Origin of the sequence: Micromonospora sp. NBC_01740, from assembly GCF_035920365.1 — a bacterium.
In the GTDB taxonomy this organism is placed as follows: Bacteria; Actinomycetota; Actinomycetes; order Mycobacteriales; family Micromonosporaceae; genus Micromonospora; species Micromonospora reichwaldensis.
The window spans coordinates 948,241-967,753 of sequence record NZ_CP109150.1; the positions used below are offsets into that span (position 1 = coordinate 948,241).

The 19,513-nt window shown below is 72.4% G+C and carries 19 protein-coding genes and 1 riboswitch; of the genes, 8 read left to right on the forward strand and 11 right to left on the reverse strand.

The annotated features are described in order from the left end of the window. Positions 1 to 20 precede the first annotated feature (20 nt). Positions 21 to 611: a dienelactone hydrolase family protein gene (locus OG989_RS04550; RefSeq protein ID WP_151456696.1), complete on the reverse strand. Its 591-nt coding sequence runs from the start codon at positions 609 to 611 to the stop codon at positions 21 to 23. A gap of 63 nt (positions 612 to 674) precedes the next feature. On the opposite strand from OG989_RS04550, the gene OG989_RS04555 reads away from it, so the two are divergent. From OG989_RS04555 to OG989_RS04565, 3 genes are all read left to right on the forward strand, one after another. Next, positions 675 to 1,301: a helix-turn-helix domain-containing protein gene (locus OG989_RS04555; protein WP_327029772.1), complete on the forward strand. Its 627-nt coding sequence runs from the start codon at positions 675 to 677 to the stop codon at positions 1,299 to 1,301. A 175-nt stretch (positions 1,302 to 1,476) separates the two neighbouring features. Next, complete coding sequence (locus OG989_RS04560) at positions 1,477 to 2,406, forward strand: GNAT family N-acetyltransferase (protein WP_327029773.1); 930 nt, start codon at positions 1,477 to 1,479, stop codon at positions 2,404 to 2,406. A gap of 91 nt (positions 2,407 to 2,497) precedes the next feature. After that, positions 2,498 to 2,695 carry a hypothetical protein gene (locus OG989_RS04565; protein WP_088998151.1) on the forward strand — a complete coding sequence of 66 codons (198 nt, stop codon included), beginning with the start codon at positions 2,498 to 2,500 and terminating at the stop codon, positions 2,693 to 2,695. A gap of 59 nt (positions 2,696 to 2,754) precedes the next feature. Here the strand turns inward: OG989_RS04565 and groL are convergent, their stop codons facing one another. The 3 genes from groL to OG989_RS04580 all read right to left on the reverse strand — a co-directional run bounded on the left by groL (position 2,755) and on the right by OG989_RS04580 (position 6,179). Continuing rightward, the gene (gene groL / locus OG989_RS04570) at positions 2,755 to 4,377 is read right to left on the reverse strand and encodes a chaperonin GroEL (RefSeq protein WP_151456693.1); all 1,623 of its coding nucleotides are present in this window, start codon (positions 4,375 to 4,377) and stop codon (positions 2,755 to 2,757) included. Positions 4,378 to 4,651: 274 nt separating this feature from the next. Next, positions 4,652 to 5,761: a DUF3824 domain-containing protein gene (locus OG989_RS04575; RefSeq protein WP_327029774.1), complete on the reverse strand. Its 1,110-nt coding sequence runs from the start codon at positions 5,759 to 5,761 to the stop codon at positions 4,652 to 4,654. A gap of 214 nt (positions 5,762 to 5,975) precedes the next feature. Further along, entirely contained in the window at positions 5,976 to 6,179 is a 204-nt protein-coding gene (locus OG989_RS04580) for a cold-shock protein (RefSeq protein ID WP_121400069.1), read from the reverse strand. A gap of 210 nt (positions 6,180 to 6,389) precedes the next feature. Between OG989_RS04580 and OG989_RS04585 the strand changes: the two genes are divergently transcribed. Next, the gene (locus OG989_RS04585) at positions 6,390 to 6,923 is read left to right on the forward strand and encodes a GNAT family N-acetyltransferase (RefSeq protein WP_151457552.1); all 534 of its coding nucleotides are present in this window, start codon (positions 6,390 to 6,392) and stop codon (positions 6,921 to 6,923) included. An 83-nt stretch (positions 6,924 to 7,006) separates the two neighbouring features. Here the strand turns inward: OG989_RS04585 and paaN are convergent, their stop codons facing one another. Then, positions 7,007 to 8,680, reverse strand: a complete 1,674-nt coding sequence (gene paaN, locus OG989_RS04590) for a phenylacetic acid degradation protein PaaN (RefSeq protein WP_327029775.1) — start codon at positions 8,678 to 8,680, stop codon at positions 7,007 to 7,009. A 214-nt stretch (positions 8,681 to 8,894) separates the two neighbouring features. Between paaN and OG989_RS04595 the strand changes: the two genes are divergently transcribed. Continuing rightward, positions 8,895 to 9,443: a matrixin family metalloprotease gene (locus OG989_RS04595; RefSeq protein WP_225852532.1), complete on the forward strand. Its 549-nt coding sequence runs from the start codon at positions 8,895 to 8,897 to the stop codon at positions 9,441 to 9,443. Positions 9,444 to 9,445: 2 nt separating this feature from the next. Then, entirely contained in the window at positions 9,446 to 9,952 is a 507-nt protein-coding gene (locus OG989_RS04600; RefSeq protein ID WP_151457550.1) for a hypothetical protein, read from the forward strand. Between the two features lie 530 nt (positions 9,953 to 10,482). Here OG989_RS04600 and thrC read toward each other — a convergent pair. Together thrC and OG989_RS04610 are read right to left on the reverse strand one after the other, a co-directional pair. Then, entirely contained in the window at positions 10,483 to 11,769 is a 1,287-nt protein-coding gene (thrC, locus tag OG989_RS04605) for a threonine synthase (protein WP_151456025.1), read from the reverse strand. A gap of 10 nt (positions 11,770 to 11,779) precedes the next feature. Continuing rightward, positions 11,780 to 11,915, reverse strand: a riboswitch (SAM riboswitch). Between the two features lie 120 nt (positions 11,916 to 12,035). Next, positions 12,036 to 12,464 carry a DoxX family protein gene (locus tag OG989_RS04610; RefSeq protein WP_151456024.1) on the reverse strand — a complete coding sequence of 143 codons (429 nt, stop codon included), beginning with the start codon at positions 12,462 to 12,464 and terminating at the stop codon, positions 12,036 to 12,038. 173 nt (positions 12,465 to 12,637) lie between these two features. On the opposite strand from OG989_RS04610, the gene OG989_RS04615 reads away from it, so the two are divergent. Next, positions 12,638 to 13,387, forward strand: a complete 750-nt coding sequence (locus OG989_RS04615) for a hypothetical protein (RefSeq protein ID WP_327029776.1) — start codon at positions 12,638 to 12,640, stop codon at positions 13,385 to 13,387. Between the two features lie 21 nt (positions 13,388 to 13,408). On the opposite strand, the gene OG989_RS04620 is transcribed toward OG989_RS04615, so the two are convergent. Then, positions 13,409 to 13,882: a hypothetical protein gene (locus tag OG989_RS04620; protein ID WP_327029777.1), complete on the reverse strand. Its 474-nt coding sequence runs from the start codon at positions 13,880 to 13,882 to the stop codon at positions 13,409 to 13,411. Beyond that, complete coding sequence (locus OG989_RS04625; protein WP_327029778.1) at positions 13,801 to 14,388, reverse strand: hypothetical protein; 588 nt, start codon at positions 14,386 to 14,388, stop codon at positions 13,801 to 13,803. Before OG989_RS04625 ends, OG989_RS04620 begins: the two co-directional genes overlap by 82 nt. A 675-nt stretch (positions 14,389 to 15,063) precedes the next feature. Between OG989_RS04625 and OG989_RS04630 the strand changes: the two genes are divergently transcribed. Continuing rightward, entirely contained in the window at positions 15,064 to 15,621 is a 558-nt protein-coding gene (locus tag OG989_RS04630; protein ID WP_225852348.1) for a DUF4232 domain-containing protein, read from the forward strand. A 13-nt stretch (positions 15,622 to 15,634) separates the two neighbouring features. Here the strand turns inward: OG989_RS04630 and OG989_RS04635 are convergent, their stop codons facing one another. Continuing rightward, complete coding sequence (locus OG989_RS04635; RefSeq protein WP_151456020.1) at positions 15,635 to 16,510, reverse strand: ABC transporter permease; 876 nt, start codon at positions 16,508 to 16,510, stop codon at positions 15,635 to 15,637. Further along, on the reverse strand, positions 16,507 to 19,371 hold the full coding sequence (locus tag OG989_RS04640; RefSeq protein WP_327029779.1) for an alpha/beta fold hydrolase: 2,865 nt from the start codon (positions 19,369 to 19,371) through the stop codon (positions 16,507 to 16,509). The genes OG989_RS04635 and OG989_RS04640 overlap by 4 nt, the downstream gene beginning before the upstream one ends. Positions 19,372 to 19,513: the final 142 nt, after the last annotated feature.

Genomic DNA, 19,513 nt, shown 5'->3' on the forward strand with positions numbered 1-19,513 from the left:
GGTCGGCGCGGAGCGCCGGTTCACCCCAGCCGGTCGAGGAACTCCCGCGAGCGCCGCAGCACCAGTGCCGTCGCCTCCGCGTCGTACGACGGCAGCGTGCTGTCGGTGAACAGGTGCTGGTCGCCCGGGTAGACGAACAGCTCGCCGAGGTCGGGGCCGACGATGCCGACCAGCTCGCGGGCGGCTTCGATGTCGCCCTCCAGGGCGAAGAACGGGTCGGCGTCCATACCGTGGATCTGCACCGGAACCCCGGCGGGCCAGGGGCCGACGGCCCATTCGCCGGTGACGGGCAGGCAGGATTCGTAGAGCAGCGCGCCACGGGCGCCGGGCCGGGTCTGGGCGAGCCGCTGGGCGGTGGCGGCGCCCCAGGAGAAGCCCGCGTGGACCAGCCCGTCGGGCAGCTCGGCCACGGCCCGGTCGGCGCGCTCGCGCAGCACCTCGCGCCCGATGCGTTTCGTGAGCGCGAAGCCCTCGTCGAGGGTCGCCGGGCGTTCACCGTCGAACAGGTCGGGGGTGTGCACGCTGTGCCCGCCCGCCCGCAACTGTTCGGCGAACTCGCGCAGCCCCTCGGTGAGCCCGTGCAGATGGTGGAACAGGACCACGTCGGCCATCTCTACACTCCTGTCAACAGACGACAACGATCGAATGATCCATGATTCTAGAACGGTCGAGAAATGTCGAGCAATGAGCGGATCCCGGACTACGACCTCGACGAGCTGCTCGTGGTCACCGCGCCCGCGCAGCTTCGCGCGCTGGCCGATCCCCTGCGCGCCACCCTCCTGGAGCTGCTCCTGGAGCGGGCCGCCACGGTGACCGAGCTGGCCCGGGCGGTCGACCGGCCGAAGAGCAGCGTCGCCTACCACGTGACCGCGCTCGTCGACGCCGGCCTGCTCAAGGTGGTGCGGACCCGGCGGGTGCGGGCGATCGACGAGCGGTACTACGGCCGGGTTGCCCGCACGCTCTACATCGGCGCGCTCACCCGTCCCGAGGACAGACAGGTCGCGACCGCCGTCAACGGGCTCGCGGAGGCCGTCGCCGAATCGGCCGTCGCCCACGCCGCCGACGACCTGCGCTGCACCCTCGTGCACGCCCGCATCCCGATCGAGGAGGTACGCGCGTTCTGGGCCGAGGTGCAGGCGCTGGCCCGCCGCTTCGCCCAGATCCCCCGGTCCGGCGACCAGGTGTACGGATTCGTCGCCGGCCTCTACCCCACCGACGCGCCGACCCTTCCCGAGCGCGAGCCCGAGCCGGAGCGCGAGCCGAAGCCCGAGCCCGAGCCGAAACCCGGGCCGGCCGGCTGAGGCGATCGGGTCGGTCGCGGCACGCCACGGCGGACCGACGTGGACGAGCCCTCGCCGCACGTGGACTGGTCGCCGGCGCGGTCCGCCGGCCGGGCGGCGCCAACGGGGGCTCTTCCCAGGCGCCAGCAGGGGCTCTGCTTAACAGAAGCGCTCCGGTGACCTAGGGTCGGCGTCCATGGACCTGAAGATCGTCGAGCTGGGACCCGACCGGCGGCCCGCCGTGGTGGAGCTCTGCGGGCGGGCACTGGACCTGCCGGAGGACGCGGCCGAGGCGCCGGCTGTCGTGGACACCCTGTGGGCGCGGGCCGCCGCCCACCGCCCGGTGTTCGCGTGGGGCGCGCACCGGCAGGGGCGCCTCGTCGGTGTGCTCATCGGCTCCCTCGCCGCCGGCGACGGCGACGCCCGTGGTCACGTCGACCTGGTCGCGGTGGCACCGGAGGAGCGGCGACGCGGTGTCGGGAGGGCCCTGCTGGCGACCGCCGAGGCGCGGTTCGCCGAGCTCGGCGCGGTGGAGGTGCTGCTCGCCGGGAATCCGCCGTACTACGCCTGGCCCGGGATCGACGTGCGCTACACCCCGGCGGTCTGCGCTGCGCTGGCGCTCGGCTACCGGCAGGACCGGACGGCGTGGAACATGACCGCCGACCTGTCGTACGACGGCTCGCCCGCGCTGCGCCCGACGGAGCCGGCGGAGGCGCGGCTGGCCGGGCAGGGCGTCACGGTCCGGCGCGCCGAGGCGGGTGACCTGCCGGCGCTGGCGGAGTTCGCCCGCGCCACCTTCGGCGGGGCCTGGGACGCCGAACTGGCCGGCTCGGTGGGCCGGGAGGGGGCGGGCTGCCACCTGGCCGAGCGCGACGGCGTGGTGCTCGGCTTCGCCGCGTACGGGTCGTCGCGGCCGAGCTGGTTCGGCCCGATGGGCACCGCCCCGGCGGCCGAGGGCTCGGGGATCGGCGGGGTGCTGCTGCGCCGCTGCCTGCGCGAGCAGCGGGCGGCGGGCGTGACGGCTGCGCAGATCGGCTGGGTCGGGCCGGTCCCGTTCTACTCGGGCAGCGCGGGTGCCCGGATCGAGCGCGTCTTCTTCCTGTACCGCAGGACGCTCGGCGACTGACAACGGGGCGAACGGGATATAGACCCTCATAACGCCATTCGCCCGCATTGGTGATCGTCGCGCCCTACCGTTTCCGGTAGAGGAGGCAGCCATGACCACGGACGACGAACGCCCCGGCCCGTTGCCGTTCGACCGGCTCGACTACGGCGACGCCGAGCAGCAGGCGGAGATGGCCGGCGTCGACGAGCCGGCCGACGAGCCGGTGACGCTGGTCGACGAGCCGGTGCAGATCCCGCAGCCGTACGACCGGGCGCAGAAGAGACGCAACCAACGGCCACTGCCGACGTGACAGCGCAAGGGGCGGACCGCTGACGCGGCCCGCCCCTCACGGCGTTGTCGGAGCTGGACTCAGAAGTCCATGTCCCCGCCACCCGGACCAGCCGGGGCGGCCGGGGTCTTCTCCGGCTTGTCCGCCACGACGGCCTCGGTGGTGAGGAAGAGCGCCGCGATCGACGAGGCGTTCTGCAGCGCCGAACGCGTCACCTTGGCCGGGTCGATGATGCCCGCGGCCAGCAGGTCGACGTACTCGCCGTTGGCGGCGTTGAGGCCGTGACCCGGGTTCAGGTTACGGACCTTCTCCACCACGACGCCGCCCTCGAGGCCGGCGTTGACGGCGATCTGCCGCAGCGGGGCGTCCAGCGCGACCTTGACGATATTCGCACCGGTCGCCTCGTCGCCGACCAGGTCCAGCTTGTCGAAGGCGGTCTTGCCGGCCTGCACCAGCGCGACGCCACCACCCGGGACGATGCCCTCCTCGACGGCGGCCTTCGCGTTGCGGACGGCGTCCTCGATGCGGTGCTTGCGCTCCTTGAGCTCGACCTCGGTGGCCGCGCCGACCTTGATCACCGCGACGCCGCCGGCCAGCTTGGCCAGCCGCTCCTGCAGCTTCTCGCGGTCGTAGTCGGAGTCGCTCTTGTCGATCTCGGCCCGGATCTGGTTGACCCGGCCCTGGATCTGCTCGGCGTCGCCGGCACCGTCGACGATGGTGGTCTCGTCCTTGGTCACCACGACCTTGCGGGCGCGGCCCAGCATGTCGAGGCCGACGGCGTCCAGCTTGAGGCCGACCTCCTCGCTGATGACCTGGCCACCGGTGAGGATGGCGATGTCGGCCAGCATGGCCTTGCGGCGGTCACCGAAGCCCGGCGCCTTGACGGCGACGGACTTGAAGGTGCCCCGGACCTTGTTGACGACCAGGGTCGCCAGGGCCTCGCCCTCGATGTCCTCGGAGATGATCAGCAGCGGCTTGCCCGACTGCATGACCTTCTCGAGGATCGGGAGCAGGTCCTTGACCGACGAGATCTTGCTGTTGACGATCAGGAGGTAGGGGTCGTCGAAGACGGCCTCCATGCGCTCCGGGTCGGTCATGAAGTAGGCCGAGATGTAGCCCTTGTCGAAGCGCATACCCTCGGTGAGCTCCAGCTCCAGCCCGAAGGTGTTGCTCTCCTCGACGGTGATGACGCCTTCCTTGCCCACCTTGTCCATCGCCTCGGCGATGATCTCGCCGACGCTGGTGTCACCGGCGGAGATGGAGGCGGTGGAGGCGATCTGCTCCTTGGTCTCGACGTCCTTGGCGAGCTTGAGCAGCTCCTCCGAGACGCTGGCCACGGCGGCCTCGATGCCCCGCTTCAGGGCCATCGGGTTGGCACCGGCGGCCACGTTGCGCAGGCCCTCGCGGACCAGGGCCTGGGCCAGGACGGTCGCCGTCGTCGTGCCGTCACCGGCGACGTCGTCGGTCTTCTTCGCGACCTCCTTGACCAGCTCGGCGCCGATCTTCTCGTAGGGGTCCTCGAGCTCGATCTCCTTGGCGATGCTCACACCATCGTTGGTGATGGTGGGGGCACCCCACTTCTTCTCGAGGACGACGTTGCGGCCCTTGGGGCCGAGGGTCACCTTCACGGCGTCGGCGAGCTGGTTCATGCCCCGCTCGAGGCCGCGGCGCGCCTCTTCGTCGAACGCGATCATCTTGGCCATACGGCGTTGTCCTCCTGGACACTCACGGGCCACCCGGAGTGTGTGTCCCGGATGGGCCGCCTGGTGTACGCACCTTGGGACGTCGCCACCTGGCGACGACGACGTCTCCTCGGCCGGGCCGGATAGCCCGCGACGACCGGCCATGTGCCGCAGCCGCGTCTGGACGCCGCTACGACCGTGGCCCTACCGCCCCGACCATTGGCACTCACGGTATGCGAGTGCCAATGACTTGTTTAGCACTCTCCCCTGCCGAGTGCAAGCACGATCGCCCCGGTCAGCCGAGTTCACCGGTCAGCCGGGCGCTGTCCACCGGCCCCTCGTGGGCGCGCTGCTCGGCGTACGTGACGACCAGGCCGACCAACTGGGCGAGGTGGGTCGGCAGGGCCAGCACCGCGCCCACCAGCGTCACCACGAGCACGCCGACCGCCGTGCCGGGCGACTCCAGCGGGGTGGTGCCGAACGGCAGCGTGCCGATGCCCTCCACCATGCCGGCGGCCCCGCTGCCGACGATCACCGCCGCCGCGACCAGCGCCACCCGGCCGAGCAGCAGACCGAGCCGGTCGTGGAACATCCGGAAGGAACGGCCGATCGGGTGCTGCCGCTCGAACAGGTAGACCGGGCCGGCCATGCTCAGCGCGAAGGCGAAGTAGATGCCGGGGATCACGCAGAAACAGACCCCGAGCCCGATGATCACGCTCATCAGCAGGGTCCAGCCCCAGAGGCCCAGCGCCCGACGCGCCCCGTAGGAGAGGGCCGCGCCCACGCTCACCGGCTGACCGGCCGCCTGCCGGGTGACCACCCAGGTGCCGGCCGCCCAGCCCAGGCTCTGCACGAAACCGAAGACGAGGGCGCTGCCGAGCACCACGAACAGCAGGACGCCCGTGTCGGTCAGGAAGGTGTCGGGCAGCGCGGCGGGGTCGTCGGCCATCGACTCCTCCCACTTGGCGCTCGGGTCGACGACCAACGAGAGCATCGACACCACCAGGGCCGGCAGCACCTGGGTGAGCAGCAGGATCGGCAGCAGCAGCCGCCAGCCCCGGCGCACCGCGCCGACGCACCGGCCGAACCAGCCGTTGACGCCCGCGCCGGGCGGGGTGACGAGCAGGTCGGCGGGGTCGAGGCCGTGCCCCGGCGGGTACCACCCGTGGACCGGCTGCCCGGGATAGGCGCCCGGCTGCCCGGGATAGGCGACCGGGGCGCCCGGGTACCACGGCTGCCCGCCGTACGGGCCGGAGCCGGCCGGGTACCCGCCGGTGGGCGGGAAGACCCAGTCCTGCGGCTGTTGCGGGCCCGTCGGCGCAGCACCGCCCGGGCCGACGGGTGGTGTCGCGGAGGGGTCGGGCTCTCCCGGGGGCGGTGCGGCCTGGGGTGGCTGGTCGGACATGAACCCTCCTCAGCGATGGCTGGAACGGCTCACGATCCTTCCCTGCCGACGCAACCGCGCCGAAGCCCGCCCCCGTGCAGCGGACCGGCAGACTGCCCGGCCCCGTGGAGCGGACCGGCCGACGACCGCCCGGACCACCGGGCCGCCCCCGGCCGGCGCCCCACGACCGGTGGTCGGGAGGTCGGTCGGCGCGGGGGCGCGGGAGGGACGCCCGTCAGGCGATGACGCGCACGCGCTCGGCCTGGGGGCCCTTCTGGCCCTGGGCGATCTCGAACTCGACCCGCTGGCCGTCGTCCAACGCCTTGTAGCCGTCCATCTCGATCGCCGAGAAGTGGACGAAGACGTCCTGCCCACCGTCGACGGCGATGAAGCCGTAGCCCTTTTCGGAGTTGAACCACTTCACGGTGCCCTCTGCCACGGTGCACTTCCTCACTCTGCGCGGCGTTCCACGACCCCGGAGGCCGGGCGGGCCGGCACCGGAGGACCACCGGCTCGGCGATCGACGAGGGCCGCTGAAACGGTGACCGAAATCGCACGCTACACGAAGCGTGACGACACCGCACGACCACAAATCGGACATACGCCGATCGAACGCCATCGGCCGTCATCGTTGTGATAGGCATTCGGCATGACGAGCACGCCCGACGGTCCGAGGCCGACGCGGCGGGCGCAGATCCGGCGGGTCCGCCCCCCGGACGCGGCTCGGATGCGGGCGCTGCGGCTGGAGATGCTCGCCGACGCCCCGCTGGCCTTCCTGGAGACCCTCGCCGACGCGGCGGCCCGGTCGCACGCCGACTACGCGGCCAGGATCGCGGCCGTCTCCGTCGGGGCGGGCACCGCCCAGTTCGTCGCGGACCCGGGCGGCCGGCTCGTCGGGCACGCCGGCGGCACGGTGGCCCCCGGGGAGCCGGGGCTGACCGTGGTGTACGCCGTCTACGTCACCCCGCCCTGGCGGGGCACGGGCCTCCTCGGCGACCTCGTCGACGCGGTCGCGGCCTGGTCCCGCGCCTGCGGGCGCCCCGAACTGATGCTGGAGGTCGTGGTCGGCAACGACCGGGCCTACCGCGCGTACCGGCGGCTGGGCTTCGTCGACACCGGCGTACGCGTCCCGCACCCCACGGTCCCGGCGCTCACCGAGCTCCAGATGCGCCGCCCGGCCTGACCCGCGCCGGTGACCCGTTCCGCCAGAACCGGATCGGCTGCCCGGAGCGGCCGGTGCGGGGCCGACCCGGGCAGCCGGGCACCTCAGGCGTGCCGGCGGGACTGCACGATGCGGAACCGGTTGGCCACGTAGGCGCCGTCGGTGAGCGCCGAGTTGGCCGCCGCGTTGGCGCCGCTGCCGTGGAAGTCGGAGAAGGCCGCCGACTGGTTCACGAAGACCCCGCCGGTCAGGTTGCAGGACAGGTGCACCCCGACCTCGATCGCCGCGGTCTCGGCCGCGTCGAGGACCGCCTCGTCGGTGGAGTAGACCGCCGCGGTGAGAGCGCCCTTCTCGCCGACCGTGGCGCGCAGGATCTCCAGGCTGTGCGCGGTGGAGTCCGTGGCGATGGCGAACGAGATCGGCCCGAACCACTCCTTCGAGTAGGTCGCGGTGTCGTCGGCCGCCAGCCTGACCACCGTCGGGGTGCGGACCACCGCGCCGGGGAAGGCCGGGTGCTCGACCGTACGCGACTCCAGCACCGCCTCGCCGACCTTGGTGACCTCGTCGAGGCGCTCCAGCACCCCGTCGTTGACGATCGCGCCGGTCATCTCCACCCCGCGCGCCGGGTCGGCGGTGATCTTGGCGACCGCCGCGGCGATCCCGCCCGCCACCTCGTCGAAGCTCTTGTGCCCCTGGTCGGTCTCGATGCCGTTGCCGGGGATCAGGATGTTCTGCGACGTGGTGCACATCTGGCCGCTGTAGAGACTCAGGGTGAAGCCGAGGTTGCGGCACATCCCGGCGAAGTCGTCGGTGGAGTCGATCACCACCGTGTTCAGCCCGGCCTTCTCGGTGTAGACCGCCGCCTGCCGCGCGTTGGCCTCCAGCCAGTCGCCGTACTCGGTGGAACCGGTGAAGTCGATGATCTTCACGGCCGGGTGCAGGGCCAGCGTGGAGGCGAGCTTCTCCCCGGGAGCCTCGGGGGCGAGCAGCACCAGGTTCGGGTCGAAGCCGGCCTCGGCGAGCACCTCCCGGGCGTACTTCACCGTGATCGCCAGCGGCAGCACCGCGCGCGGGTGCGGCTTGACGACGACCGGGTTGCCGGTGACCAGCGAGGCGAACAGCCCCGGGTACGAGTTCCAGGTCGGGAAGGTGTTGCAGCCGATCACCAGCGCCACGCCACGCGGCACCACGTGGAAGGTCTTGGTCATCCGCAGCGGGTCGCCCTTGCCGGCCGCCTTCTCCCAGCCCGCCGTCCCCGGGTGCCGGGTCATCTCCGCGTACGCGTAGGCGACCGCCTCCAGCGCGCGGTCCAGCGCGTGCGCGCCGCCCGCCTGGAAGGCCATCACGAAGGCCTGGCCGCTGGTGAACTGCACCGCGTTGGCCAGCTCGAAGATGTGCTTGTGCAGCCGGTCGAGGATCTCCAGGCAGACCCCCACCCGGGCCTGCGGGCCGGCGTCGCGCCAGCCGGGCAGGGCCGCGGTGGCGGCGGCGACCAGCTCGTCGGCGCCGGCGTGCGGGTAACGGACGTTCAGCTCGACGCCGAACGGGCTGCTCTCGGTGGCGACCCGGTCGGCCGTGCGCGGCTGGTCGAGGGGGAAGTCACCGCCGAGGTACGCCTCGAAGGCGGCCTTGCCGTCGGCGGCGGCGGTCTCGCCGTAGACCCGGGGGCTGGGCGACTCGGGGTAGGCGGACCAGTACCCGCGCTCCGTGATCGCGGTCAGCGCCCGGTTGAGGGTGTCGGCGTGCCTGTCGTACAGGGGGTGCGGGGTCTCCGTCATGCCCGCCATCATGCAACAGGAACCCCTCAGATCAGTAGGGCCGTGTCACAACTCGGATCGTGAGCTGCCAGTCCGTCCAGCCGCCGAGGCAGCGGCGGCGTCGCCGCACGCCCGCACCCCCTCGGGCGAACCGGGGTCCGGGGAATTCGGGTCCACATCGGATGCCCCGGGTCGGTTACAGTGACGACCTTCTATCTATATTCGAGGAGGTTCTGTGGAGCAACGAGAGTCTGCCTTCCGTCGCCGGCCGGCCTGGTCGACGCTGATGGTGTCCGGGATGCTCGCCGCGTCGGCCCTGTTCGCAACCCCTGCCGCGGCTGACGTGGGAATCGCCGGAAGCGCCTGCAACGCGGTCGACGGCGGGGAACTCGTCTACGATGACTTCACCAAGTACAACGACTCGCTCAATCACGCGGTCAACCAGTGGAACGCGCTCAATCCCATCGACGTCAGAGCGGACGACGCCTGGAGTTACTCCGACGTCGACGTCAGCGACAGCAATGACGGCGGGAACGGCACGGTCGCCTACTACTCCTGCGTAGCCGGCGCGGACGACATCGTCATGAACACCCACTATCTCGACAGTTACAGCACCTCACGTGATCACGCCGCGATGACCCACGAATTCGGGCACGCCATCGGTCTCGACCACGGTCCTGAAGTTGCGGTCATGGACCCCTACTCGACCGACTACAACCCGAACATGAACAACAATTTGCAATCGTGGGACATCAGCACCTATCACAGCAAATGGGGGTACTGAAGATGAACCACCGGCTGAAGGCCCCGTTCGTCGGGCTGGTCGCCCTTGTCCTGGCCGTCGGCGGCTGGTTCACCTACCAACAGCTTCGCCCGGCTCAGACCCACCCGGTTTCGGTGAGCTTCGCGTTCGACACCACCAACCGCGCCAAGGTCGCCGGCTACGCCGATGCGGTCGTGGTCGGGACCGTCACTGGCGTCGCGGAGGTACGCCAGGGTGAGCGCGGCGCCCCCCACACCATCTTCAAGGTCGCTGTTTCCGACAAGCTCAAGGGCGACGTCGAGGACACCATTCTCGTCGACCAACTCGGCGGAACCCGCGGGAAGGACACCTGGACTGTCGAGGGCGTCCAGCAACTCGCCGTCGGCTCCGCGTACGTCCTGCCCCTCACCAGCCGGAACGGGTCCGACGAACACGTCCTGGTGCTGACCCCGACCCTGGCACCGGTCACCGGCGCGAGCGTGCACGTCTGGACCCAGGCGGTGGCGAACCAGGACACCACGGTGTCCTAGCTCGGGCAGACACCGCAGGGGCGCCCGGCCCCGATCCGATCGGCAGCCAGCCCGGGCCGGACCAACCTCCCCCGACCCCACCGCGACCCGGTGGTCGCGGTCAGGTCGGCGGTGGGGATCGACGCGCTCGTTCAGCCCGCTTGACGTGGGTGTGCCGCACGACGACGATCGGGCCAGCGGATCAACCGCTGGCCCGATCGGAAGTTGGTCGGGAGGGACGCTCGCACAACGCCTCCGGCGTTGGGTCGCAAGAACTGAAAGTCTCCGGCGAAACGCCCTCCCGCACGGAGCATCTTGCGCCGTCCGGTTCCTGCCGTCAAGTCCTTGTCGGCGCGTTTTCCGCACTCACAGCGAAATCCCAGTTACCCGCCGAATCCCCCACTCTCCTGCCCGCGACCCCCTCGACACGCCAGCTCCCGGCCCCTCCGAGGGCCCGAGGCCCGGGGCTGGCGGCACTGTTCGCGATCAACTTTGCCGCCAACCTCATGATCGACGCGGAGGGGCGGGCGAGAACCGGGTGCCGGGCGGGGTCAGCCGAGGAGGCCGGCGTCGCGGGCGGCGCGGAGCGAGGGCTTGATGCGGTGGGTGGGGCCGACCTCGCCGGCCACCGCGTCGAGGGTCTTGAGGCCCTCGCCGGTGTTGAAGACGACGGTCTCGGCGGTCGGGTCGAGGCGGCCGGACTCGACCAGCTTGCGCAGCACGGCCACGGTCACCCCGCCGGCCGTCTCGGCGAAGACGCCGGTGGTCCGGGCCAACAGCCGGATGCCGGCGCGGATCTCGTCGTCGTCGACGTACTCCATCCAGCCCCCGGTGCGCCGCACCGCCTCCAGCGCGTAGATGCCGGCGGCCGGGTCGCCGATGTTGAGGGACTTGGCGATGCCGGTCGGCTTGACGGGCGTGATGGTGTCGGTGTCGGCGTGCAGGGCGGTGGCGATGGGGTTGCAGCCGGCCGACTGCGCGCCGAACACCTTCCAGCCGCCGGCCGGCGCCTCGACCAGGCCGATCTCGACCAGCTCGGCGAACGCCTTGTCGATCTTGGTGAGCAGCTCGCCGGAGGCCATCGGGATCACCACCTGCGCGGGGATCCGCCAGCCGAGCTGCTCGGCGACCTCGTAGCCGAGCGTCTTCGAGCCCTCGGCGTAGTAGGGGCGCACGTTGACGTTGACGAACGCGGTGTCCTCGAACTCGTCCGTCTCCACCAACTCGCCGCAGAGCCGGTTCACGTCGTCGTACGAGCCGTCGATGGCGACCAGCTCGCCGCCGTAGACGGCGGTGGTGATGACCTTGCCCTGCTCCAGGTCGCCGGGGATGAAGACCACCGACGGCGCGCCGGCCCGGGCCGCGTGCGCGGCGACCGAGTTGGCCAGGTTTCCGGTGGAGGCGCAGGCGTAGCGGCTGAAGCCGAGCGCGTGGGCGGCGGTCAGCGCCACCGAGACGACCCGGTCCTTGAACGAGTGGGTCGGGTTGGCGCTGTCGTCCTTGACCCAGAGCGGGGCGGTGATGCCCAGCTCGGCGGCGAGGTGCGGGGCGGCCACCAACGGGGTGAAGCCGGGGTCGAGGGTGACCCGGGTGGCCGGGTCCTGGCCGGCGGGCAGCAGCGCCGCGTACCGCCAGATGTTCTGCGGGCCCGCCTCGATCTGCTCCCGGGTGACCGTCGCGAGCGCGGCGACGTCGTAGTCGACCTCCAGCGGGCCGAAACACTCGTAGCAGGCGTGCTGGGCGGCGAGCGGGTAGCGCGCCGAACAGGCGCGGCAGACCAGGGCGCGGGCGGGGCTGGCGGTGGTGTCGATGCCGGAGGGGGCGAACGTCGACGTCATGTCGCGGGTCCTCTCATCTTTCCCCGCATCGCACCCTGCGGCGGGGACGGAATTGGCACCTGCCCCGCCGGTCGCTCTGCGATGAGCGCGCGGGGTGGTTGCCGGGGCGTCGTCGGGCCGTATCCCTCAGCCCCTCTGGATGAGGTATGCAGTTGTGCCGTCGAGTCTAAGCACCGAGGCCGCCCGGATCGACGCGAGATCCCACGCTGTGAGCGATCCCGCAGCCGCCGTCGGGCGACCGGCGGGCCTTCCTCGACGGTACGGATTCAGGCGGTCACCGAGCGGGAATCTGCGGGGCGTCGGGCCCGCAACGCGGTGTCGACCGCCCACGCGCCGGGGCCGAACACGGCGATCAGCAGGAACGACCAGCAGAACAGAACGGCCAGCTCACCGCCGTTGCGCAGCGGGAGCAGCGCGTCGGGCTGGTGCACCACGAAGTACGCGTAGGCCATCGAGCCGGACGCCAGCAGGGCCGCCGCGCGGGTCAACAGCCCGACGAGCACCAGCCCGCCGCAGACCGCCTGGATCAGCGCGGCCCACCACCCCGGCCACTCGCCGAGCGGAACCGCCTCGCCGGTGCCCCGGCTGCCACCGAGGACCCCGAGCAGCGAGGCCAGGCCATGACACAGGAAGAGCAGGCCGACGACGGCACGGAACAGGGACAGGGCCGGGCCGCCGATCCGGTCAGCGAGCATCAGGGCACCTCCGGTCAGAATGAGGGGACGACACCAGAATGCCGCCGGACATTTGACGATGTCGATTGGTTCCCCCTCTGTGGGAACGCTCCCATCGGCGGCGGCGAACCGTTCACGAGGGCGTTGGCGCGGGCCCGTTACGGTTCGGGCACATCGACGGAAAGGAACGCGCGATGCGTCGCAAGCTCATCCCGGTGGTGGCGCTCTCCATGGCCTGCCTGCTGGCGTTCACCACCGCCTGCTCCACCGGCAGCCGCAAGAAGCGGAACCGGTCCGCCGACCGGACCGCCGGCACCGCCGCGAAGCGGGACGACGTCGACGCCACCCCGGCGACCACCCGGGCGACCCCCACCCCGCGCCGCACCGGCGACCAGCTCACCTGCCTGGAACTGCGCGACACCCGCATCGGCAGCCGGAAGGTCCGCTACCGCGGGTACGCCGCCCCGCTCCGCCTCTCCAACGGCCGGTGGGCCGACCGGGACGGCACGACGGTGGAGTTGCAGCGGCCGTGCGGCATCGGCGACCTCGACGGCGACGGCGCGGGCGACGCGATCGGCGTGGTCATGCTCGACGGCGGCGGCACCGGCCGCTTCTTCACCCTCGCCGCCTGGCGCAACCTCAGGGGCGAGCCGGACTACCAGGCCCAGGTCGACCTCGGCGACCGTACGCCGGTGGAGAGCGTCAGCGTGCGCGACGGCAGGGCGACGGTGGTCTACCTGACCCGACCGGCGGGCGGCCCGATGGCGGAGCTGAGCATCCGGCGCACCGCCGTCTACCAGCTCAGGGGCGCGGCGCTGGCCGAGCTGAGCCACACCGACGCCCGGGTGACCGCCGCGTCCGGCGACGGGGACACCGCCGACTCGGGCACCGCGCCGGACTCCCCCGACTCCCCCACCCGCAAGCGCAGGCCCCGTTCCCGCTGACGTCCCCGCGACCGGGCCGCCTCAGTCGGGGACCGGTCGGTGGGTCGGCGGCCTCGGTAGCCGGATCATTCCGGTGGCCGTGCAGCCCTGCTGACTCACCTCGCCGAGGCAGCCCCACCCTGAGGTCGGGACGCGCTCGAAGTACTGCACGGGCTGCGACGGAACGGCCTCGGTGGTGAACGTGCCGGCACCGCTCGGGATGCGTTGCTCGTGGGAACCGGTCGTGTCGGTGTACGAGGCGACGATGTGCCACTGGCAGGTGTGGGTCGTCACCTCCGGCTGGACCCGGAACGCCATGTTCGACTGGCCGTTGCCCAGCTCGACGACGTTGCGGCGGAAGTACAGCTGGCCTTCCTGCGGCTCGCCCTCGTCCAGGACGTACGGGCCGTGCGGTTTGTCCGTCGGCCCGCCGGTCAGGTCCCACAGCAGGCCCTGCCGGGACTCGGCACCCCCCGGGGGGATGGTGACGACGTCTGCGCCGTGGGTGCGTGGCACGAGTCCTTGACGGCGACCATGTTGTTGATCGTGAGTCCGGCGACGCGATCGCTGTTCAGGTTCAGGTCGAACGTCTGGGCACCGCCGCGATTCTCGTTGCCGTCCTCGAAGGGCGCCACGTAGGACGCAATCTCGACGACCCGGCCGCCGAGCGGCTTCATGAACTCCCACACCCGCGACGCATCACCGTTCAGGGCGGTGAGGGTGGCCTGCTCGCCCTCGGTCAGCGGCCGGTCGAGCAGCACGCGGAAGGCCTCGGGGAGGTCCCGGTCGTAGTCCAGGGGCGTGACGGTGGACACGAAGGCGGGCTGCTCACGGTCGACCGCTTCCTGAGCCTGCTTGTCCGAGCGGGCCCGATCGGTGGCCGTCGACCGGTCCAGGAGGAAGTTGGCCTGGTAGGCGAACAGCGCGCCGACCACGAGGATGACGGCGGCGACGGTCGCGTACACCGCGCGCTGCTTCGGCGGGAGCCCGCGAAACCCGGGCAGGCGTTCATCGGCCAGCACGGCCCAGGCTTTCGACCTGGACGACGGCTCGGACGGCTGCTCCGGTGGTGGCACGGGCGGGGAAGCGGACGGCGGCTCAGCCGGTGGCCCGGGCAGAGACGTGGACGGCGGCTCAGCCGGTGGCCCGGGCAGAGACGTGGACGAGGGCTCGGTCGGCGGCTCGGGTGGCGGCCCGGCGGGCGGAGTGGCCATACCCGATTCTCACTCACAGGCGCCATGCAATCACAGAATGCGCCCGGGCGGTGTCGAGTCAGGAGCTTCGCCCCGGGTGGCGCGGGCCGGGTGATGTCGTAGGCGATTCAGCTCGACAGGCACCGCCCGGGTGCCCCGGCCCGCCGGCCCCGCAGGTGAGGCAGCTCGACAGCGCCACCGGATCCCCACGGGCGGGTGTCAGAGGATCGGCGGCGCACCGGCCGGTGCGATGATCGGGCGATGGCCCTCCCCGCACCCCGACCCGCACGCCGCCCTACGGTCCGACTCGGGGGCCGACCCGCGGGCGGACTCGCACCGCGTCCTCGCGACGGCATTGCAGGTCCGGCACGGGCGGTCGGGCTCGCGATCGGCGGCCTCGTCCTGCTCGGTGCCTGTGCGCCGGCGATCGACCCGCCGTCGGCTGACCTGCCGCCGGCCGGCCTGCCGCCAGCCGGATCAGCGCCGACCACGATGCCCGGCACGATGCCGACGGCGACCGCGTCGGCGACGGCGTTCTGGGCCACTCCCACGACCGAGTGCCCGGCCGCCGGCGTCCGGATCAGTTCGCCGGGCAGCAGCGCCGCGATGGGTCTGCGTGCGCTCGGTCTGGAACTGGTCAACTGCGGCACGAAGCCCTACCGGCTCAACGGCTACCCCGTGCTGCGCCTGTTCGACGGCGACGGCGACACCATCCCGGTCCGGGTGGTCCACGGGGCCAGGGAGATCACCTCGGGCTTCGACGACCCGCCCCGGCCACTGACCCTGCAGCCCGGCGAGCGGGCCGGCGCCGCTGTGCTCTGGCGCAATCTGGTCACCGATCCGACGGTCGTAGCCACCGATGGCGAGCGCCTGGAGGTCGCGCCCGAAGTGGGCGGGGCCGCGCAGGTCGTCGGCCTGGACGGGCCCGTCGACCTCGGCAACACGGGCCGGATCGGCGTCAGCGCCTGGAAGAAGGCGACCGACCCGGCACCGACGCCGGCCCGGCCGGGCAGACCGGTGCCGAGCAGGTCGGCGCCGAGCAGCCCCCGGCCGCTGCCGTGAGGCGCCCGGCGTCTCAGCTGGTGACGTCCTTGCGGGTGAAGCGCCAGAACGCCAGGCCCCAGAACAGCGTCGCGTAGCTGATCGCCGAGATCGCCCCGCGTACCACGTCGTCGGTCTGCACCGGCGTCGACAGCAGCCCCAGCCAGGCGGTGCTGTAGTGCGTCGGCAGGAACGCGCGCAGCGCGCCCAGGGCAGTGATCTGGTCGAGGATGCTGGAGAGGATCCAGAGCAGCACCGCGCCGCCGACCGCGCCCAGCGCGGCGTCCGTCACCACGGACAGCAGGAACGCCAGGCCGGCCACCACCAGGAGTACGACCGCCAGGTAGCCGAGCACGCCCAGCAGCCGCAGCAGCCCCTCGCCCGGTTCGAGCTGGGCCGCCACGGTGCTGCGCAACGGCTCCCAGCCGTAGCGGAGGGTGCCGATCAGCAGGGCGGTGCCGGCGAGCAGCAGCAGTGCCAGGGCCGAGTAGACGAGCGCGACGAGCAGCTTCACCGTCAGCAGGCGGGCCCGGGGCACCGGCACCGCCAGCAGGTAACGCAGGCTGCCCCAGCTCGCCTCGCTGGCGACCGTGTCCCCACAGAACAGCGCCACCACCACGACCATCAGGAACGACGCCGAGACGAAGATGGTGAAGAGCGTGAAGTTCAGCCCGCCCGACGTGGCGAACTCGACCAGGCTGCCGAACTCCCCGCGCCCGTTGTCGTCGTCGCCGCCCGTGTCGAACTGGAACGCGATCAAAATGATCAACGGCAGCAGCACCATGAACCCGAGCGCGAGCTGCGTACGCCGCCGGGAGGCCTGCCGCCGGAACTCGGCGCCGAACGGCAGGGTCGCCGAGGGCCGGTAGCCGGCCGCCGCTCCCACCGTGGGTGACGTACCCGCCATCATCGGTCTCCGCTTCCCCGAGAGTTGTCGCCCACCAGGGCGAGGAACGCGTCCTCCAGGCGGCGCCGCGGCACCACCCGGTCCACCCCGATGCCGGCCCGGACCAACTCGGCGACCACCTCGCTGCGGGCGGTGCCGTTGGTGTCCACCACGAGCTGCCCCTCGCCGTCGGGGAGCACCCGCACCCCGGGCAGGCCGTCCAGCACCGCCCGGGCGGCCTCCGGGTCGGTCACGTCGAAGAGCACGCTCGGCGACTCGCCGACGATCTCCTCGACCGGTCCCGAGGCGACGATGCGGCCCTTGTTCACCACCACCGCGTGCGTGCAGGTCTGCTCCACCTCGGCCAGCAGGTGGCTGGAGACCAGCACCGCCCGGCCGTCGGTGGCGTAGCGCTGGAGCACCCGGCGCATCTCCGCGATCTGCGGCGGGTCGAGCCCGTCGGTCGGCTCGTCGAGCACCAGCAGCTCGGGCAGGCCCAGCATCGCCTGCGCGATGGCAAGGCGCTGCCGCATGCCGTGGCTGTAGTTGTTGGTCTTGCGGTGCACGGAGTCGCCCAGGCCGGCGATCTCCAGGGCCTCCTCGAAGTGCGCGTCCTCGGCGGGCCGGCCGGTGGCCCGCCAGTACGCCTTCAGGTTGTCCAGCCCCGACAGGTGCGGCAGGAAGCCCGGCCCCTCGACGAGCGCGCCGATCCGGGACAGCACCGGCGACCCGGGCACCAGCCGGTGCCCGAAGACGTAGATCTCGCCGGCGGTGGGCTGGGTCAGCCCCATCAGCACCCGCAGCGTGGTGGTCTTGCCCGCGCCGTTCGGGCCGAGCAGGCCGACGACCTGACCGGGGTGCACCTCGAAGTCCACGTTGGAGACGGCGACGAAGCCGTCCGCGTACTCCTTGCGGAGCTGCCGCACGGCCAGCGGGACGCCCGCGTACGCCGGGTGGATGGAGCTGTCCTGGCGGCGGTGCCGGCGGCGGACCACGGCGACGACCACGACGAGCCCGACGACGATCGCGGCGACCAGGCCGGCCAGCACCCAGCGCCACACGGTGGCGGAGGTGGGGATGGGGTCGCCGGCGACGGTCGGCAGGCTGACCGCGCCGGTGGCCGCGACGGTGTGCACGGCCGGCTCGACCGGGGTGGCGTACGCCTGGTCGGAGGTCGCCACCACCACGCGCAGCCGGTGCCCGGCCTCGATCCGGCGTACGATCGCCGGCAGGGTGACGGTGACCGGGCGTGCCGCGTCGATGGTCGGCGGCAGGCCGGTGAGCCGGACCGGGGCGACCAGCCCGTTGGGCAGGGTTGCCGCGCCGTTGGGGTCGACGTCGTAGAGCTTGACGAAGAGCACGGCCTCCCCCGTGGCCGACGCCGCCCGCACGTCGACGGTCGGGGCGCCGACGACGTCCACCGCCTCGGTCAGCGGCTCCGACTCGAAGCGGGCGTGCTGGCCGGGAATGTCGCCGGCCACGCCGCCGAGCAGCGACGACAGCTCACCGGCGAAGGGCACCGAGGAGATGGCGGCCGGGTTGCGTGACGGCGGGTTGGCGACGGGCTGGGCGGGGCCGGCCACCGGTACGCTCCGGCGGGCCGTGCCGGCGACGCCGGGATAGTCGGCGTAGCGGTAGCCGGTCGCCACCAGCCCCCGGTCGAGGGCGTCGAAGCCGGCGATCCGCGACCAGGTGAAGTCGTCGCCCGGGGCCTCGCCCTCGCCCTTGACGTAGTGGTCGAGCCACTGCACGGTCAGGAGCTTCACCCGGTCCGAGTCGGTCTTCGGGCCCTCGCCGCCGTCGTGACCGCCGGTGAACCAGGCCACCCGCACGGGCGTGCCGGCGGCGGCGATGCCGTTCGCGTTCGCGTTCGCCTCGCCGAGCGGGAAGAGGGTGTCCGCCTCGCCCTGCACGAGCAGGGTCGGCGCCTTGATCCGGTTGAGCACCCCGGCCGGGCTGGAGCGGCGCAGCAGGTCCACGGCGGCCTGGTCGGCCCGACCCGTGGTGGCGATGCGCAGGTACGCGGCGCAGATGTCGGCGGCGAACCGGCCGCACGCCGGGTCACCGGCCCCGGCCGGCGCGCGCCCCGGACCCGTCCCCGGACCGGCGCCCGGACCCGGGCTGGGCGGGCCGGCGGAGGCGGGCGCCCCCTCGGGCTGCGCGGCGCTGCTCCCGGAGAGCCCGGCCGGCCCGGAGCCGACGTTGCCGCCGCCGCCGAAGAACAGCCCGGCCCAGCCGGACTTGAACACGCCCTCGGTGGGCTCCTTGCCGCTGCTCTCCGGCAGGAAGGAGCGGGACAGGTCGTTCCAGGTGATCATCGGCACGATCGCGTCGACGCGCTGGTCCTGCGCGGCGAGCAGGAGCGCCAGGGCGCCGCCGTACGAGCCGCCGACGACGCCCACCTTCGGGTCACCGGCGGCGTCGGTACGGATCTCGGGCCGGGCGGCGAGCCAGTCCAGCAGCCGTTCGGCGTCCCGGACCTCGTAGTCCGGGTGGTCCAGGTGGATCTGCCCGCCGCTGCGGCCGAAGCCCCGCGCGGTCCAGGTGAGCACCGCGTAGCCGCGTCCGGCGAACTCCTCGGCGTCGGCGCGGACGGACTCCTTCGTGCCACCGAAGCCGTGCGCCAGCAGCACCGCCGGCACCTTGTCCGCCGCCGATGCGTCCTCGGGCAGGTAGAAGGTCGTGTCCAGGACGACGGGCTCGTCCCCGGTCGGCCCGGAGGAGACGTTCACGAACGCCGCCTCGGTGCGGATGGCCGGCCCCTGCGGCAGGACGGCCCAGGTCACGGCGGCGGCGAGCAGCACGACGACCACCGTCGCGGCGACGGCGCGCCGGCGGGTGGGCAGGGCACGCCGGATCCACGCGGCCGACAACGGCGATCTCATTGGGCACACGGTACGGCCCGGATCCTGAGCGTTGGCTGAGATCCTCCGTACGTCCGTCCGGTTGATCCGATCGGCGTCGCACCGGCGCGGTCCAGACCGTCTCACGGAGATGAATTCGGATCATGTGAATTCCGATGTTCGT

Coding starts and splice junctions, on each gene's coding strand:
- OG989_RS04635 (WP_151456020.1), bottom strand. CDS start 16,510: ATGATGGCGGGTACGTCACCCACGGTGGGAGCGGCGGCCGGCTACCGG.
- OG989_RS04585 (WP_151457552.1), top strand. CDS start 6,390: ATGACGAGCACGCCCGACGGTCCGAGGCCGACGCGGCGGGCGCAGATC.
- OG989_RS04550 (WP_151456696.1), bottom strand. CDS start 611: ATGGCCGACGTGGTCCTGTTCCACCATCTGCACGGGCTCACCGAGGGG.
- OG989_RS04560 (WP_327029773.1), top strand. CDS start 1,477: ATGGACCTGAAGATCGTCGAGCTGGGACCCGACCGGCGGCCCGCCGTG.
- OG989_RS04610 (WP_151456024.1), bottom strand. CDS start 12,464: ATGCTCGCTGACCGGATCGGCGGCCCGGCCCTGTCCCTGTTCCGTGCC.
- OG989_RS04615 (WP_327029776.1), top strand. CDS start 12,638: ATGCGTCGCAAGCTCATCCCGGTGGTGGCGCTCTCCATGGCCTGCCTG.
- OG989_RS04640 (WP_327029779.1), bottom strand. CDS start 19,371: ATGAGATCGCCGTTGTCGGCCGCGTGGATCCGGCGTGCCCTGCCCACC.
- OG989_RS04630 (WP_225852348.1), top strand. CDS start 15,064: ATGCCGACGGCGACCGCGTCGGCGACGGCGTTCTGGGCCACTCCCACG.
- OG989_RS04575 (WP_327029774.1), bottom strand. CDS start 5,761: ATGTCCGACCAGCCACCCCAGGCCGCACCGCCCCCGGGAGAGCCCGAC.
- paaN (WP_327029775.1), bottom strand. CDS start 8,680: ATGACGGAGACCCCGCACCCCCTGTACGACAGGCACGCCGACACCCTC.
- OG989_RS04565 (WP_088998151.1), top strand. CDS start 2,498: ATGACCACGGACGACGAACGCCCCGGCCCGTTGCCGTTCGACCGGCTC.
- groL (WP_151456693.1), bottom strand. CDS start 4,377: ATGGCCAAGATGATCGCGTTCGACGAAGAGGCGCGCCGCGGCCTCGAG.
- thrC (WP_151456025.1), bottom strand. CDS start 11,769: ATGACGTCGACGTTCGCCCCCTCCGGCATCGACACCACCGCCAGCCCC.
- OG989_RS04600 (WP_151457550.1), top strand. CDS start 9,446: ATGAACCACCGGCTGAAGGCCCCGTTCGTCGGGCTGGTCGCCCTTGTC.
- OG989_RS04555 (WP_327029772.1), top strand. CDS start 675: ATGTCGAGCAATGAGCGGATCCCGGACTACGACCTCGACGAGCTGCTC.